The organism is Bradyrhizobium brasilense (assembly GCF_029714345.1).
In the GTDB taxonomy this organism is placed as follows: Bacteria; Pseudomonadota; Alphaproteobacteria; order Rhizobiales; family Xanthobacteraceae; genus Bradyrhizobium; species Bradyrhizobium australafricanum.
Genome location: NZ_CP121669.1, coordinates 5,102,856 through 5,116,705 on the forward strand (window position 1 = coordinate 5,102,856; position 13,850 = coordinate 5,116,705).

The 13,850-nt window shown below is 64.6% G+C and carries 20 protein-coding genes; 8 read left to right on the forward strand and 12 right to left on the reverse strand.

Annotated features, from left to right (window positions below):
- Window positions 1-4 precede the first annotated feature (4 nt).
- A complete protein-coding gene (locus QA635_RS24045; protein ID WP_283061776.1) occupies window positions 5-634 on the forward strand; it encodes an Isoquinoline 1-oxidoreductase subunit in 630 nt (209 codons plus the stop codon).
- Between the two features lie 22 nt (window positions 635-656).
- On the opposite strand, the gene QA635_RS24050 is transcribed toward QA635_RS24045, so the two are convergent.
- The 5 genes from QA635_RS24050 to QA635_RS24070 all read right to left on the reverse strand — a co-directional run bounded on the left by QA635_RS24050 (window position 657) and on the right by QA635_RS24070 (window position 4,353).
- Window positions 657-806: a hypothetical protein gene (locus QA635_RS24050; RefSeq protein ID WP_092086355.1), complete on the reverse strand. Its 150-nt coding sequence runs from the start codon at window positions 804-806 to the stop codon at window positions 657-659.
- A gap of 63 nt (window positions 807-869) precedes the next feature.
- Window positions 870-1,691, reverse strand: coding sequence for a tetratricopeptide repeat protein (locus QA635_RS24055; RefSeq protein ID WP_283061777.1), 822 nt, complete (start codon window positions 1,689-1,691; stop codon window positions 870-872).
- Between the two features lie 32 nt (window positions 1,692-1,723).
- Complete coding sequence (locus QA635_RS24060; RefSeq protein WP_283061778.1) at window positions 1,724-2,410, reverse strand: substrate-binding domain-containing protein; 687 nt, start codon at window positions 2,408-2,410, stop codon at window positions 1,724-1,726.
- 5 nt (window positions 2,411-2,415) lie between these two features.
- Window positions 2,416-3,120: a hypothetical protein gene (locus QA635_RS24065; protein WP_283061779.1), complete on the reverse strand. Its 705-nt coding sequence runs from the start codon at window positions 3,118-3,120 to the stop codon at window positions 2,416-2,418.
- 198 nt (window positions 3,121-3,318) lie between these two features.
- Window positions 3,319-4,353: a glutamine synthetase beta-grasp domain-containing protein gene (locus tag QA635_RS24070; RefSeq protein WP_024581543.1), complete on the reverse strand. Its 1,035-nt coding sequence runs from the start codon at window positions 4,351-4,353 to the stop codon at window positions 3,319-3,321.
- Between the two features lie 539 nt (window positions 4,354-4,892).
- Between QA635_RS24070 and QA635_RS24075 the strand changes: the two genes are divergently transcribed.
- Complete coding sequence (locus tag QA635_RS24075; protein ID WP_283061780.1) at window positions 4,893-5,105, forward strand: DUF2735 domain-containing protein; 213 nt, start codon at window positions 4,893-4,895, stop codon at window positions 5,103-5,105.
- A gap of 90 nt (window positions 5,106-5,195) precedes the next feature.
- Here the strand turns inward: QA635_RS24075 and QA635_RS24080 are convergent, their stop codons facing one another.
- Window positions 5,196-5,507, reverse strand: coding sequence for an MliC family protein (locus tag QA635_RS24080; RefSeq protein WP_028332324.1), 312 nt, complete (start codon window positions 5,505-5,507; stop codon window positions 5,196-5,198).
- Between the two features lie 85 nt (window positions 5,508-5,592).
- Between QA635_RS24080 and QA635_RS24085 the strand changes: the two genes are divergently transcribed.
- Window positions 5,593-6,336: a tyrosine-protein phosphatase gene (locus tag QA635_RS24085; protein WP_283061781.1), complete on the forward strand. Its 744-nt coding sequence runs from the start codon at window positions 5,593-5,595 to the stop codon at window positions 6,334-6,336.
- A gap of 72 nt (window positions 6,337-6,408) precedes the next feature.
- Here the strand turns inward: QA635_RS24085 and QA635_RS24090 are convergent, their stop codons facing one another.
- The gene (locus QA635_RS24090) at window positions 6,409-6,615 is read right to left on the reverse strand and encodes a hypothetical protein (protein WP_035634033.1); all 207 of its coding nucleotides are present in this window, start codon (window positions 6,613-6,615) and stop codon (window positions 6,409-6,411) included.
- Window positions 6,616-6,749: 134 nt separating this feature from the next.
- Window positions 6,750-7,439: an SGNH/GDSL hydrolase family protein gene (locus tag QA635_RS24095; protein ID WP_253608883.1), complete on the reverse strand. Its 690-nt coding sequence runs from the start codon at window positions 7,437-7,439 to the stop codon at window positions 6,750-6,752.
- A 125-nt stretch (window positions 7,440-7,564) separates the two neighbouring features.
- On the opposite strand from QA635_RS24095, the gene fabG reads away from it, so the two are divergent.
- Window positions 7,565-8,245, forward strand: a complete 681-nt coding sequence (gene fabG, locus QA635_RS24100) for a 3-oxoacyl-ACP reductase FabG (RefSeq protein WP_028332327.1) — start codon at window positions 7,565-7,567, stop codon at window positions 8,243-8,245.
- Here fabG and QA635_RS24105 read toward each other — a convergent pair.
- The gene (locus tag QA635_RS24105) at window positions 8,242-8,586 is read right to left on the reverse strand and encodes a hypothetical protein (protein ID WP_283061782.1); all 345 of its coding nucleotides are present in this window, start codon (window positions 8,584-8,586) and stop codon (window positions 8,242-8,244) included. The genes fabG and QA635_RS24105 overlap by 4 nt on opposite strands.
- A gap of 134 nt (window positions 8,587-8,720) precedes the next feature.
- Here QA635_RS24105 and QA635_RS24110 point away from each other — a divergent pair, with 134 nt between their 5' ends.
- The 3 genes from QA635_RS24110 (at window position 8,721) to QA635_RS24120 (ending at window position 10,208) form a co-directional block, all read left to right on the forward strand.
- Entirely contained in the window at window positions 8,721-9,404 is a 684-nt protein-coding gene (locus QA635_RS24110) for a DUF2161 domain-containing phosphodiesterase (protein WP_283061783.1), read from the forward strand.
- A gap of 106 nt (window positions 9,405-9,510) precedes the next feature.
- Window positions 9,511-9,810, forward strand: coding sequence for a putative quinol monooxygenase (locus tag QA635_RS24115; RefSeq protein ID WP_283061784.1), 300 nt, complete (start codon window positions 9,511-9,513; stop codon window positions 9,808-9,810).
- Window positions 9,811-9,899: 89 nt separating this feature from the next.
- Window positions 9,900-10,208: a hypothetical protein gene (locus QA635_RS24120; RefSeq protein ID WP_016843036.1), complete on the forward strand. Its 309-nt coding sequence runs from the start codon at window positions 9,900-9,902 to the stop codon at window positions 10,206-10,208.
- Window positions 10,209-10,344: 136 nt separating this feature from the next.
- On the opposite strand, the gene QA635_RS24125 is transcribed toward QA635_RS24120, so the two are convergent.
- On the reverse strand, window positions 10,345-10,968 hold the full coding sequence (locus QA635_RS24125) for a GNAT family N-acetyltransferase (RefSeq protein ID WP_283061785.1): 624 nt from the start codon (window positions 10,966-10,968) through the stop codon (window positions 10,345-10,347).
- 140 nt (window positions 10,969-11,108) lie between these two features.
- Window positions 11,109-11,507 carry a PaaI family thioesterase gene (locus QA635_RS24130; protein WP_283061786.1) on the reverse strand — a complete coding sequence of 133 codons (399 nt, stop codon included), beginning with the start codon at window positions 11,505-11,507 and terminating at the stop codon, window positions 11,109-11,111.
- Window positions 11,508-11,656: 149 nt separating this feature from the next.
- Here QA635_RS24130 and QA635_RS24135 point away from each other — a divergent pair, with 149 nt between their 5' ends.
- The gene (locus QA635_RS24135) at window positions 11,657-12,445 is read left to right on the forward strand and encodes a cobalamin-binding protein (protein ID WP_283061787.1); all 789 of its coding nucleotides are present in this window, start codon (window positions 11,657-11,659) and stop codon (window positions 12,443-12,445) included.
- 105 nt (window positions 12,446-12,550) lie between these two features.
- On the opposite strand, the gene QA635_RS24140 is transcribed toward QA635_RS24135, so the two are convergent.
- Window positions 12,551-13,828, reverse strand: a complete 1,278-nt coding sequence (locus QA635_RS24140; protein WP_283061788.1) for an ArgE/DapE family deacylase — start codon at window positions 13,826-13,828, stop codon at window positions 12,551-12,553.
- Between the last annotated feature and the right edge of the window lie 22 nt (window positions 13,829-13,850).

Sequence of the window (13,850 nt, forward strand, 5' to 3'; positions counted from 1 at the left end):
AGCAATGCCATCGGAAACGCGGTTTCGGATCGTTGCGGTGCTGACGGCGCTCGCGACCAGCCTGTGCGCGGGCTACGCGGCGTCGGAAAGCGCGAGCCACGCCCTCGCCTCGCCGGAAAGCTTTGCCGGCATCGAGAATGTCGAGCAACGCTCGGCGGCGATCTTCACCGAGCTCGGCAAGGTTCTGACGCATCCGCGCTGCACCAATTGCCATCCCGCCGGCGACAGCCCGCGGCAGGGCGACACCGGCCGCATGCATCAGCCGCCGGTGACCCGCGGTGCGGACGGCCACGGCAAGGACGCCATGCGCTGCTCGATCTGTCACCAGCACGCCAATTTCGACCCCGGTCGGGTGCCGGGCCACCCGGAATGGCACCTTGCGCCGCGCGAGATGGCATGGGCCGGCAAGACCGTCGGCGAGATTTGCGCGCAAATCCGCGACCCGGCACGCAATGGCGGCCGCAAGGTCGAGGAGCTGATCGAGCATATGATCGAGCATATCGGCAAGGACACGCTGGTGGGCTGGGCCTGGCATCCCGGCTTCGGCCGCGCACCGGCACCGGGCACGCAGGCGCAGGCCGGCGCGCTGGTCGAGGCCTGGGTGAAGACCGGCGCGGCCTGCCCAGCGCCTTAAGTCGCGCAACGTCCGAACTAGACTAGTGGCGCTTGAAATACTGCACGTCGCGCTCGTGCTTCTCCGCTGCCGCGCGCGACTTGAAGGTGCCGAGATTGCGGCGCTTGCCGGTCTTCGGATTGACCTTGCGGGAATAGAGCCGGTACTCGCCGGAACTTAGTTTGCGGATCATCGCAGCACCTCGCCAATGCCTTTCGCATGTCAACGACATGCCGCGGCGAGCGTTCCAGTTCGGTTAGAAGCAGAGATTGGTCACGGGATTGCCGCGCTTGTCCTTGATGACATAGGGACAGCGGGCCCGCTCCAGCGCCTTCTTGGCATCCTCGTCGCCGAGCGCCGCCGCCCGCTCGTAATAAGCTTTCGCGGCATCGCTGTCCTTCGGCCCGCCGCGACCGGCCTGTGCGAAGGCGCCCATCCGCTCCAGCGCGCCCGGATGGTTCTGCGCAGCGGCCTTCTCGAACAGCGCCCGCGCACCGACATCGTCCTGCGCGCCGCCCTTGCCTTCGGCCAGCATCATGCCGAGCTGGTACTGCGCTTCGGCATTGGTCTCGGCGGACTTGGCAAGCAATTCGCGCGCGCGTGCCGGATCAGCTGCCGCGCCGCCGCCGCCGAGCGCGGCGAGATTGCTGACGCCGCGCGCATTGCCGGCCTGCGCCGCGCGCTCGAACAATTTGCGGGCCTGCGCCTCGTCTTTGGCAACGCCGGTGCCGTTGCCGTAGAGCACGCCGAGTTCGACCATCGCCGAGGTCGAGCCCTTGTCGGCCGCCTTGCGCCAGGCGGCGACTGCTTCCGCGGTCTGCCGGTTGGCAGCATAGGCCCGGCCGAGCTGGTACATCGCCCGGCGCGACGATCTTGCGGCCACCGCGCAGTACTTGATCGCGGTCGCGATGTCGGCCGATGCGACGTCGGGCACGCCCTTCACGTCGGCCGGCTTGTCGGGATCGGTGGGATCGGCGGCAAGCCGGTCGCACAGCACGAGGTCGGCCGATTGCGCATGGGCAAGCACGGGCGCGGCCAGCGCCACAGCGAAGACAATCGCGTGAAGTGGTTTGAACATGACCAGCAGGTTGCGTCGCGGTGCGGGCGAATTCAAGGCTCGAGCCCGGTCTCGCGCAGCACCGGCGCGACATCGGCCGACGACAGATAGCGCAGCAGATGATCGGCGGCCGCCGCGCGCTGCGACGCTGCCATGCGGCCGGCGGAGAACACCGCCGGGGTCTGCAAATCCAGCGGAATCGGCCCGACGACCTCGATGCCCTGGATCTGCTTCAACTCGCTGATCTGCTGGATTGCGAGGTCGGCGTCGCCGGTGACGAGCTTCTCCGCGGTGAAGCCGCTCGGAATGATCACCGCCCGCGCGTTGATCGCCTCCACAATGCCGAGACGCGCGATCAGCTGCGCGAACAGGATGCCGCTGGCGCCGAGCCGCGAATAGGCCACCGCCCGCGCACCGAGCAGCGCCGCACGCAGCGCGGCTTCAGTCGCGATGTCGGGATGCGCCGCCCCCGCCTTCACCGCGACGCCGACATGGGAACGCGCAAGATCCACTGCGCTCTCCCGCGCAACGCGGCCCTCGCCGATCATCTCATCGAGGCCTTCGCGGGTCAGGATCACGAGGTCGGCGCCCTCGCCGCCGCGCAGGCGTTCGAGCAGCGCCAGCGTCGGCGCAAAATCGGCGTCGATCGCAACGCCGCTCGCCGCCTGATAGGCAGCGGCAAGCCGCGCGACCGCGCCCTTCAACGCCAGTGTCGAAAGAACACGAACCGAATTGCTCATATGGCCTATGCCCGCCGCATCAACTTGAGCGCGGCCGTGAGGCGCAGGCTGCGCTTGCCGGCAAGCGCGGTCGCCTCCAGCACGGCGCCCTCGGCGTCGCAGGTGCCGGCAAAGCCGATGCCGACCTCGTGGCCGCCGAAGATCGGATTCTCGCCCATCGCCGAAGTGTGCTCCTGATTGAGGATCTGGCCCTTCCAGCGGCCTTTCTCGGAAGTGTAGGTGCCGAGATAGTAGAAGAAGGCGTCGCCGCCAAGGATGCGGCCGTTGTTCAGCAGCATCACGCCGGTGAGGCCGCCGTCGACCCCGTCGAGCACGCGGATGTGGATCGAATAGAGCCCGTTGATGACGCCGCCCTCGCCGACCCCGCCGGCGAGCGGGATGTCCCCCTCGGTGATCGGCGTCATCACCGACTGGAACGGCACGCCGGGCAACTCCTTCAGCTCGCCCTTGAAGCGATAGAGGTCGCCGTCCGGCCGGCCTTTGGCAATCAGCGTGGCGTCATCGGTACCGGCCATCGCGCGGTAGTTCGGATCGGGGTTGTGGCGGACGGTCTGGATCTCGACTGCGACCTCGTCGCCGGCTTTCTCGTAGGTGCCGATATGGGCGAACGCCGAATTGCCGCCCAGCATCTTGCCATCGCCGACATACATCACGCTGCGGCCGACGGCGCCGCCGAGTTCGAACCGGACTTTGTAAAACCCCTCAAACAAGCGCCGCGTCCCCGGCAGCCAAGATGCACCCGTTATCTAGCGCGGTTCATAACGCAGCGAAACCGGTTTCGGCGGAACGCCGCCTGCAAAGGGTATCGCTAAATAGCGAAGGTCCGCCAAGGCTGTCGCCCTGGCGGACCCGATTTGCGGTACCGGATGGCTTCAGCCGGGTCCGATAGCAGCTTAGGCCGCAGCCATTTAAGCCGCAGCCTTGGCGCCGGTCGGAACCTCGGAGATCGTCTTCAGGATCTGCGAAGCGATCTGGTAGGGGTCGCCTTGCGAGTTCGGGCGACGGTCTTCCAGATAGCCCTTGTAGCCGTTGTTGACGAAGGAGTGCGGCACGCGGATCGAGGCACCACGGTCAGCCACGCCGTAGCTGAACTTGTTCCACGGCGCGGTCTCGTGCTTGCCGGTCAGGCGCTTGTCGTTGTCCGGGCCGTAGACGGCGATGTGATCCATCAGGTTCTTGTCGAAGGCCTTCATCAGGCTCTCGAAGTACTCCTTGCCGCCGACTTCGCGCATGTACTTGGTCGAGAAGTTGGCGTGCATGCCCGAGCCGTTCCAGTCGGTGTCGCCGAGCGGCTTGCAATGGAATTCAATATCGATGCCGTAGCTCTCGGTGAGGCGCAGCATCAGGTAGCGGGCCATCCACATCTGGTCAGCGGCGGTCTTGGAGCCCTTGCCGAAGATCTGGAATTCCCACTGGCCCTTCGCCACTTCGGCGTTGATGCCTTCGTGGTTGATGCCGGCGGCGAGGCAGAGATTGAGATGCTCTTCGACGATCTTGCGGGCGACGCTGCCGACGTTCTTGTAGCCGACGCCGGTGTAGTACGGGCCCTGCGGCGCCGGATAACCCTCTTCCGGAAAGCCGAGCGGACGGCCGTCCTTGTAGAAGAAGTATTCCTGCTCGAAGCCGAACCAGGCGCCTTCGTCATCCAGAACGGTGGCGCGCTTGTTCGAGACATGCGGCGTCTTGCCGTCGGGCATCATGACTTCGCACATCACCAGCACGCCGTTCTCGCGCGCGGCGTCGGGATAGCAGGCGACCGGCTTCAGCACGCAGTCAGAGCTGTGGCCTTCAGCCTGCTGGGTGGACGAACCGTCAAAGCCCCACAGCGGAAGCTGTTCGAGGGTCGGGAACGACGCGAATTCCTTGATCTGCGTCTTACCGCGCAGGCTCGGCGTCGGCGTATATCCGTCGAGCCAGATATACTCGAGCTTGTACTTGGTCATTGAACCTCTCTGTTGATGATGCAAAACCGTGAGGAACCGAAAGCCAGTCGGCCGCCGCACGCGTACCCGGCCACCATCGGCCGGCTCTTACTAAGCAATTAAAATGCCAGTCGCTGCACTGCGGCGGCCGCCCGGCCGCGGATGTCCACAGCGGAGATCGCATTTTTTTCTGCGACATAGCAGCGCGGCTGGCATGCGCCGCGGTCAGTCAAAATCTTCTCTCAACGCTCTCCACCGCCCGTTTCTGCAGCAAATTCGGCTACGGTATCGCCTGCCGCTTAATGCGGCGGCAGCGCCATGTGACAGTTCGTGTCCAACGATCGGGTGCCCCGCAACCATCGTCGCGGCTCAAGCGTTGGTCAGCTACATCCTGCCTCACAGGAAGCAAACCCGAATCTGCCCACGAATTGATCAAACGATGACTATTTCTTGTTCACTTGCACCCCGCCGAGCCCGGGCCGATATCGAAAACACGGTAACCACACGCGAATGAGTCGGGCGCACCATGGAGGCTCGCTCCGGCCAAAGGAGACTTTGACATGATCACCACGGGCCAAAACCAAGGACCGATCCAGGGATCGGCAACAATCTATCAATTCCCGGCAGGGGGCCGCGCGGCTCTCGGCGGACGCCGCTACGGCGAGGCGCAGACCGCGCTCGAACTCGCCGCTGAAGTCGAGACCTCGGCCTGCAGCGAGAGCTGGTACCATCAGGCGGCCATCGACGACGCCAAGCCGGGCCGCGATCACTGATGCCGATGCGATCGAGGGGCGCGACGCAAAAACGTCAGACAGCAGCAGAACAATAACAAGGGTCGGAACGCGAGCGTTTCGGCCCTTTTTTCATGCCAGTTCGCAGGCCGTCGCCGGCCGCCTTGCATGCCGGAGCCTGGCAAGCCCGGCCCGGCTGATCTCGAGCGTGACCCCGCCGCCCTTGTAGCGCGTGCCCGTCAGCGACAGGCGCTTCTTCAGCGTCACCGCCTTGCCGTCGAGTTGCAGATGTGCGCGCGTATCCCCGTTGAAGAACCCGGCAATGAACTGCGTGCCGTCAGCGCAATGATAATTCCGGAAGGCGGACTGCGCCGACACGTTCGAGGAACCAAAGAGCTCGAAAAGAATTGCGCCGATGACAATGGCGCCCCCGCGATAAGTCATATTCTCCCCCCAACGGGCCGGTTATAGACCTGTCTGCGCCGCTATTCCTGCGCCAAGACCTCATCAGCTGCAACAGGCCCGCCCGATGTCCGAAGCCCCTGCCCGTCATCTCAATCTCGCCGGCGCCAGCAATTTTCGCGACCTCGGCGGCTACCAGACGCGCGACGGGCGGACGGTGCGCTGGCGCCAGATCTTCCGCTCCAACCATCTTGCGCATCTTACCGAGCAGGACGTCGCCGTGGTGCGCTCGCTCGGGGGCAGAAGCGCGTTCGATTTTCGCGGCGTCGCCGAGCGCGCCGAGGCGCTGTGCGGCATGAGCGACGTCACCGTGCATTCACTTCCCGTCGAGCCGACCGTGGTGGCTTCGCTGCGCGAGATCGCCGGCAACCGTCAGCTCTCGGAAGCCGATGCGATCGACGTGATGCGGGACTCCTACCGGGGCTATGTGCAGGACAACACCGCGCGCTACCGCACGCTGTTTGCCCATCTATTGGAAGACCGCGCGCCGCTGGTGATCCACTGCACCGCCGGCAAGGATCGCACCGGCTTTGCCTGCGCGCTGATCCTGCACGCGCTCGGCGTGTCCGAGCAGGTGATCGCGGACGACTATCTCCTGACCAACCAGTTCTACAAGCGCGACCCGGCCCACAGCACCGAGCTGCCTGACGACGTCAAGCAGGTGCTCGGCACCGTGCGCGCGGCATTTCTGGAGGCTGCATTCGAGGCGATCGATGCAGACTATGGCAGCCTCGACGGTTATTTCCGCGAAGGCCTCGGGCTCGGCCAGGCCGAGCGCAAGGCGCTTGAAGGCCGCTATCTGCAGGCCTGATCAGTTCGCCCGACTTTTCGAGCGACGTGCACACCGGTTCGCGTGAAGAAAACGCGGCTGAACTAGAAAAGCTCAGGCCGCTGCGGCCTCGAGCTCGAGCTCCGCATCGAGGTCGGCAATCACATCCTCGAACGCCGAGATCGCCTGCTGGATCGCAGCGATCTGCATCAATTCCCAGCTGCCCACTGGTCCCTTGCGGTTTTGCAGCGCCACCACGAGATCGCGCCGCTGCTCCTTAAGCTGAACCAGCGGTAAACCGTGATCCGGAAGATTTCCCATTCGCATAACCCCTACCTTGGCTGGAGTTCCGCTTCTAAGGAAAGGGTTCTGCAAACGACTTACAGAACTGCTGCAAATTTTATCCAACAGGCCCTACCCCGTAGTCTTACGTAGTCGGGCCGACGTCGTTGGGCTTACGTGATCGCCTCCGGCTTCAGGGCGTCGTCGATCGCGCCGAACAGCGACTGGGTTACGCAATTGGTCGCCCATTCACTGGTATGAAGCTGCCCGCCATCGTCGAGCTCGGCGAGTGGAATCCCGTCATCGGTCCAGCGCTTCATCAGCGCGAAGCGGCTGAACAGATTCACCTTCTTGCTTGCGGTCACTTCGGCGATCATCGGCATGATCACGTTGGCGAGATTGAGCGCAGCTTCCGTGCCGACGATCGCCTGCGTGTACTGGGAATCCATCACGACGACGTCAAGCGGAAGCGCTGTGAGCACGTCGAGCCCGGCCTCCAGCGTCGCGCGCACCTCGGCCGGATTGTAGCCCTTGTAGACGGCGTTGGTGCCGACCTGCCAGATCACCAGCACCGGCGCCTCAGCCGTCACGTCGGACTCGATGCGCGAATATTCCTCCGGCGCCTCCTGCCCACCGATCCCGCGATTGATCACGTCGATCATCCGGCCGAAGAAGCGTTGCCGCAGCAGCATCTCGAGCCGCGGCGGAAACGGCAGGATGTTGTCGGCACCCGCGGTCGAGGACGATCCAAGCGCCACCAGCTTGATCTTGCGCTGATGCCGCAGCGCATCCGCGAAGTGCGGCAGCTTATGTCCGAACCTGACGAGATCGGGATGGGTTTCGCACGGTCTGGGTGTCGGCATCGCAAACATCCTTGAGGTGAATGAATTGATGAATGCGCGCAGTAGGCGGCGAAATTGGCGGCATTGCAAATGAATTCCGCCTGATCATAGTGGGCATTCGTTTGCTCGCGAATGCGGAGACCGCCATGCACGGAAAAGCCATCGTCATCACGGGCGCCCTTGGCGCGCTTGGCAAAGTGGTCGCCACAGAGGCGCTGGCGCGCGGCGCGCGCGTCGCCGGCATCGATCATGCCGCGTCAACGCTTGCGGCGACGGCCGACCATATCGAGCTGGGCGGTGTCGACCTCACCGACACTGCGCAGGCGACGGCCGCGATCGACAAGGCGGCCGCGCATTTCGGCCGGCTCGACGGGCTGATCAACATCGCCGGCGGCTTTACCTTCGAGGCGGTCGGCGACGGCGATCCGGCGACCTGGCAGCGCATGTACGCGATGAACGTGATGACGGCGCTCAACACCTCGCGCGCCGCCATCCCACATCTCACCAAGTCGGGCGCCGGGCGGATCATCAATATCGGCGCGCTCGGCGCCTTGCAGGCCGCCTCCGGCATGGGTCCCTACGCCGCCTCGAAGGCCGGCGTGCACCGCCTGACGGAGTCGCTCGCCGCGGAACTCAAGGGCAAGGTCACGGTCAACGCGGTGTTGCCCTCGATCATCGACACCGCCGCCAATCGCGCCGCGATGCCGAAGGCCGACATCTCCAAATGGGTGACGCCGAAAGAGCTCGCCGACGTGATCTTGTTCCTCGCCAGCGATGCCGCGAGCGCCGTCACCGGCGCGCTGCTGCCGGTGAACGGGCGGGTTTAGTCCGCAACCAGCAGCCGCAGCTTCGACCGGAAACGGATGCTCTGCTTGCCGGCGAGCGCCATGCCGTCACCTTCGGCGGTCTGGTCGGTGTAGGTGCCGGTAAATCCGATCGTGACCACCTTGCGTTCCCATACCGGGCGCTCGCCATAGGTCGGCGAATGCTCCTCGTTGGTGACCTCGCCCTTCCACTTACCATCGGCTGCGGTGTAGCTGCCGTAGGCAAAGAAAAACGAGTCGCCGCCGCGCATCTGTCCGTCGCGCAGCACCATGACGCCCTGGTTGCCGCCAGAGACGCCGCCGAGAAATTCGACGGTGATATGATAGAGCCCGTTCCGGATCATGAGCTGCGCCTGGTCCCGGTTCCGACAATAGCCGTTCGGCCGTGCCTTGCGCAAATTCCATCCGCCCTCGGCGGGCCCAATTCCGCGCTATGCTGGCGCACCGAGTCGCGGCCGATGCCGCAGGAGCCTGCCTGTTGGAAACCGCGCTTTATCTGCCCGTCAAACGCTTCCTGGAAAAGCTCGGCTTCACGGTGAAGGGCGAGATCGGCGGCTGCGATCTCGTGGCGCTGAGCGGCGATGATCCACCGGTCGTCGTGATCGGCGAACTCAAGCTCGCCTTCAATCTCGAACTGATCCTGCAGGCGGTCGATCGCGCCGGCGCCGCCGACGAGGTCTGGATCGCGGCAAAGGTGTCGGCCCGCGGCAAGGGCCGCGAGAGCGACGCGCGCTATCGCAATCTGTGCCGGCGGCTCGGCTTCGGCATGCTCGGCGTGACCGATCGCGGCGACGTCGAGGTGCTGGTGCCGCCCCCGACCGCGGCGCCCCGCCGCAATCCGAAGAAACGTTCACGGCTGATCACCGAGCACCAGAAGCGCAAGGGCGATCCCGCAATGGGCGGATCGACGCGGGCGCCGATCATGACCGCCTACCGGCAGCAGGCGCTGGCCTGCGCCTGTGCGCTTTCGGATGGGCCGCGGCGGGTGCGCGAGCTCCGCGCGGATATTCCCGACGCCGGCAAGATCCTGCTGCATAATGTCTATGGCTGGTTCGATCGCGCCGAACGCGGCATCTATGTGCTGACCGATGCCGGCCGCGCCGCGCTGAAGCGCTGGCCGCAGCAACAGACGAGTGCATCCGGGGCAGAAGCCACCCCGTAGACATGATCCGGAAAAGTGCGAAGCGGTTTTCCGAAAAGATCACGCTCAAACAAGAACCTAAAGCGCGATGATGACTTGGCTTCATCGCGCATTGGAGGGGGAAATCATGATCGTCGTCACCGGCAGCGTCACCGCCCGCCCCGACTCGCTCAACGAGGTGCGGCGGCTGAGCCTTGAACATGTTCATCGCTCACGCACCGAGCCCGGCTGTATCTCCCACGCGGTCCATGTCGACTGCGAGAATCCGCTCAGACTGGTGTTCTTCGAGCAATGGGCCGACCGCGCCGCGCTGGCGGCGCATTTCGCGGTCCCTGCGTCACGCGATTTCGTCCGCTCGCTGCAATCTCTCGCGGCCGCGGCGACCACCATCGAACTTTATGACGCTCACAAGATTGAGAGACTCTAGCTGCATGGCTGGATTGCCATCTCACATTCATATTGCAATGCAACATTGGGGACCTTACGTATCTCCCGCGATTCAATGATGAGGCGGCGATGAGCGGAGACTGGAACACCAAGTATGGCACCCGGCGCGTGCGGCATGATCCGCCGACGCTGGAAGAAGCAATCTTCGCTGCCATCGGCATCACCGATGACGTGGAGGCCCAGGCCGAGATCGCGTCGGCCCTGATGGGGCTGCCCTATGACGACGTGCTCGCCGAGGTGAAGAAGACCGCGCGCGTCAGTGCCCGCACCGGCACGGCAACCCGTGTCATCGCCGGCGAACAGGGCGCGCAGCGCTCCGTGGTAGTCGAGCGCCGCGTGGTCCGCCGCTTTGCGACTGACAAACGCACCGGCACCTGAGACGCACCATCCAATTGCTGAAAGAAAAAGGGCAATCCATTGAGTGGATTGCCCTTTTTCGTTTGATCCGAGATTCTTGTTGGACGCGTTTCCTTCACGCGAACCGGTATCCACTTCGCTTGGAAACGCTGCCGATTCAGGCCGCCCGGCCCCAGCCGGAGATCTGCATCACCATGCGCCAATACGCGCGGTTCATTTCGACGATCGCGTGCGCAGCCTCGACCGGCGTCACCGCGGCGACAGCCGGCGCCGCTTCGGGCTGCTGCTGCTCGCTCAGGTCGATGCTGCCGGTCGACTCGCCATGACGGAAGGTCAGCTGGGCACCGAACTTGGTGGCGAGCGCCCGCATCGCATCGTTCTGCGCGCCGGTGGTGATGCGCAGGCTGCTATAGCCCTTGGCATGCGCCTCGGCGATCAGCTTGCGGAACAGGGTGCTGCCAACGCCCTTCCGCCGCGCCGACCGCTCGACGCTGAAGGCGATCTCGGGCTGGGCATCCGGTGACTGCTCCGGCGGATGCAATTCGGCCGCGCCGCGGACCACGCCGTCGTCGAAATAGGCGATGATGACCGTGCCGTCATTGGCGCAGCGCTCGGCGTAGCGGCGGATGAAACTGTCGTCGATGAAGCCATGAAAACGATCATGACGGCTGGTGCGATCCAGCCGCAACAGGTGATCGCGCAGCAGCGGAAGCTCTTCCTGCTGGCTCAACGTCCGCACGGTGCCCTTGGCGGGCGTCGAACGAATGGAATCATAGTTCATTTCATAACTCCTCTTGGTAGCCCTCGAGGAGGCGTCGAGTCCCTAGCAACTCCTATATTGTGCGACGCACCATAAAATTCAAGTGTCGAGATTCATTCAATTAAGGCATGTGGTGATTGGTAAATCACATTATCGCCCCATCATAGTACCAGCTGTGTCTGGGTCACCACCGCGACCAGCTTGCCGTCTTCGGTCTCCAGCCTGGTCTGCCACACCTGGGTCCGTCGCCCGCGGTGAACCGGTGTTGCGGTCGCAATCACGGTCGTCCCCTCCTTGGCGCCGCCAATGAAGTTGGTCTTGCTCTCCAGCGTCGTGGTGCCCTTGGCGTCCCCAGGCAGGTTGATCACGGTCGCGGCGGCGCCGACCGAGTCCGCAAAGGCCATCACCGCGCCGCCATGGATCGTGTTGCGGAGGGTGCAGAGGTCCGGCCGCACCACCATTTTCGCGACCACCCGGTCCTGATCGGCCTCGGTGAAGGTAACGCCCTTCAGTTCCGCGAACGGCATCTTCATCGACTGGATCTTTTCGAGCGGCGTCATGGGCACTCCCTGCTGTGTGGCCTTCTTCGAGGTTGATATCGGGCATGATGGATTGCCAGAGCGGGCCCGGCAATGACGTCTGAGGTAATGGCGCGAATGACGTCGTGACATCAGTGACAATGTGCCTCGGAGCCTGCATACCGCCCGCCATGCGCGACTTCCCTCCCCGCCGGATCGTCTGCCTGACCGAAGAGACGGTCGAGACGCTCTATCTGCTCGGAGAGCAGGACCGCATCGTGGGCGTCTCCGGCTATGCGGTGCGGCCACCGCAGGTCCGCCGGGAGAAGCCGCGCGTGTCGGCGTTCATCTCCGCCGACATGCCAAAGATCCTGGCGCTCGACCCCGATCTGGTGCTCGCCTTCTCCGATCTGCAGGCCGACATCGTCGCCGATCTCGTGCGCGCCGGCGTCACCGTCCACGTCTTCAACCAGCGCGACGTCGCCGGCATCCTCGCGATGATCCGCAGTCTGGGCGCAATGGTCGGTGCCGCCGACCGCGCCGATCGGCTCGCGCAAAACCTCGAACAACGGCTGGCGACGATCGCGGCAACGCCGCGTCCGGCACCGCGGCCAAAAGTCTATTTCGAGGAATGGGACGATCCGCTGATCAGCGGCATCGGCTGGGTGTCCGAACTGATCGAGATCGCCGGCGGCTCCGATGCGTTGCCGCATCTGCGCGCGCACCAGGCGGCCAAGGATCGCATCGTCACGCCTGACGCGGTGCGCGCGGCGATGCCCGACGTGATCCTGGCGTCCTGGTGCGGCAAGAAGGTCGTGCCCGACCGCATCCGCAGGCGTGAGGGCTGGAGCGACATCCCGGCGGTGCGCAACAACCGCATCGTCGAGATCAAGTCGTCGATCATCCTGCAGCCCGGCCCCGCGGCGCTGACCGATGGGCTCGATGCGATCGTGAAGGCGTTGTGGGCGGAGCCCCCTTAAGCTCTCGCCGTCGTCATTGCGAGCGAAGCGAAGCAATCCATGTCACCGCTTGCCGAGAAATGGATTGCTTCGTCGCTTCGCTCCTCGCAATCACGGAGAGACTACCTACGCCTTCTCTACGCCGCACCATTCCGCGATGAACAGCGCCATCGCCTTGGTCGCTTTGCGCAGCGACTCCAGCTCGACATATTCGTTGAAGCCGTGCATCGCCGCGCCGGTGGCGCCGAAGCAGAGGCTCGGGATGTTGTGGTTCAAGCCGTAGAAGCGCGTGTCGGTCAACGCGGTGAAGGCGCGGTCTTCCACCGCGCCGCCATAGACGACCTGGTGCGCCTTGGCGAAGGCAGCTTCCGGTGCCTCGGAGTTCACCAACTCGTAGCCTTCCGACAGGAAGCCCGACCATTCGACCTGCGGCGGATTGTTGGAGAGGAAGCGATGATCGCGCGCCGCCGCCGACACGCAGGCCAGAATCTCCTTCTGGCACTCCGCGATCGACCAGCCCGGCAAGACCGCGATGCGGCAGTCGACGTCGCACCAGGCCGGCACGCTGGAGGCCCAGTCGCCTCCCTTGATGATGCCCGGATTGAAATTGATCGGGTGATTGACGTCCTTGAAGTGGCGGTCGGCCTTGGCGCGCTCGTTCCAGGCGATCTCGAGTTTCTCCAGCGCGTGCACCAGATGATACGCCGCCATGATTGCGTTCGAGCCGGCGCCGGCCTCGAACACATGCACCGGGAAACCGCGCACCTTCAGGCGGAACCAGATCACGCCGACCTGCGAGCGGATCATCGTGCCGTTGGTCGGCTCCGGGATGAAGCAGGCATCGGCGCGATACCCGCGCTGCAAGGTCGAGAGCGCGCCGACGCCGGTGCTCTCCTCCTCGATCACGGACTGGAAGTGAATCCGCGCCGTCGGCTTCAGGCCGGCCTTCCTGATCGCATCCAGCGCATAGAGCGCGGCGATGGTGCCGGACTTCATGTCGCAGGCGCCGCGGCCATACATCCTGCCGTCCTTGATGACGGGCGAGAACGGCGGCGTCTCCCACATCTCGAGCGGGCCGGTTGGCACCACGTCGCAGTGGCCCTGCAGGATCAGCGATTTGCCGGCATTGGTGGCCGGGCGGTAGGTGCCGACCACCGTGCGCGCCTTCGAGAAATCATGCTCGATCGGGCCAAAGCCACGCAGGTCCTTCAGTTCGTCGAGATTGATGTGCCAGTCGTCGACCTCGTAGCCACGCTCGCGCAGGAGATCGCCGATCATGTCCTGGCACGGCCCCTCGGCGCCGCGGGTCGAGGGGATCGCGACAAAGGCCTGCGTCGTCGCAAGCTGCGCATCGAATCCCTCGTCAACGGCGGCAAGGATTCGTTGTTGCGTCTCGGCAGTCATGCTTTGGCTCCATCGGGAAAAC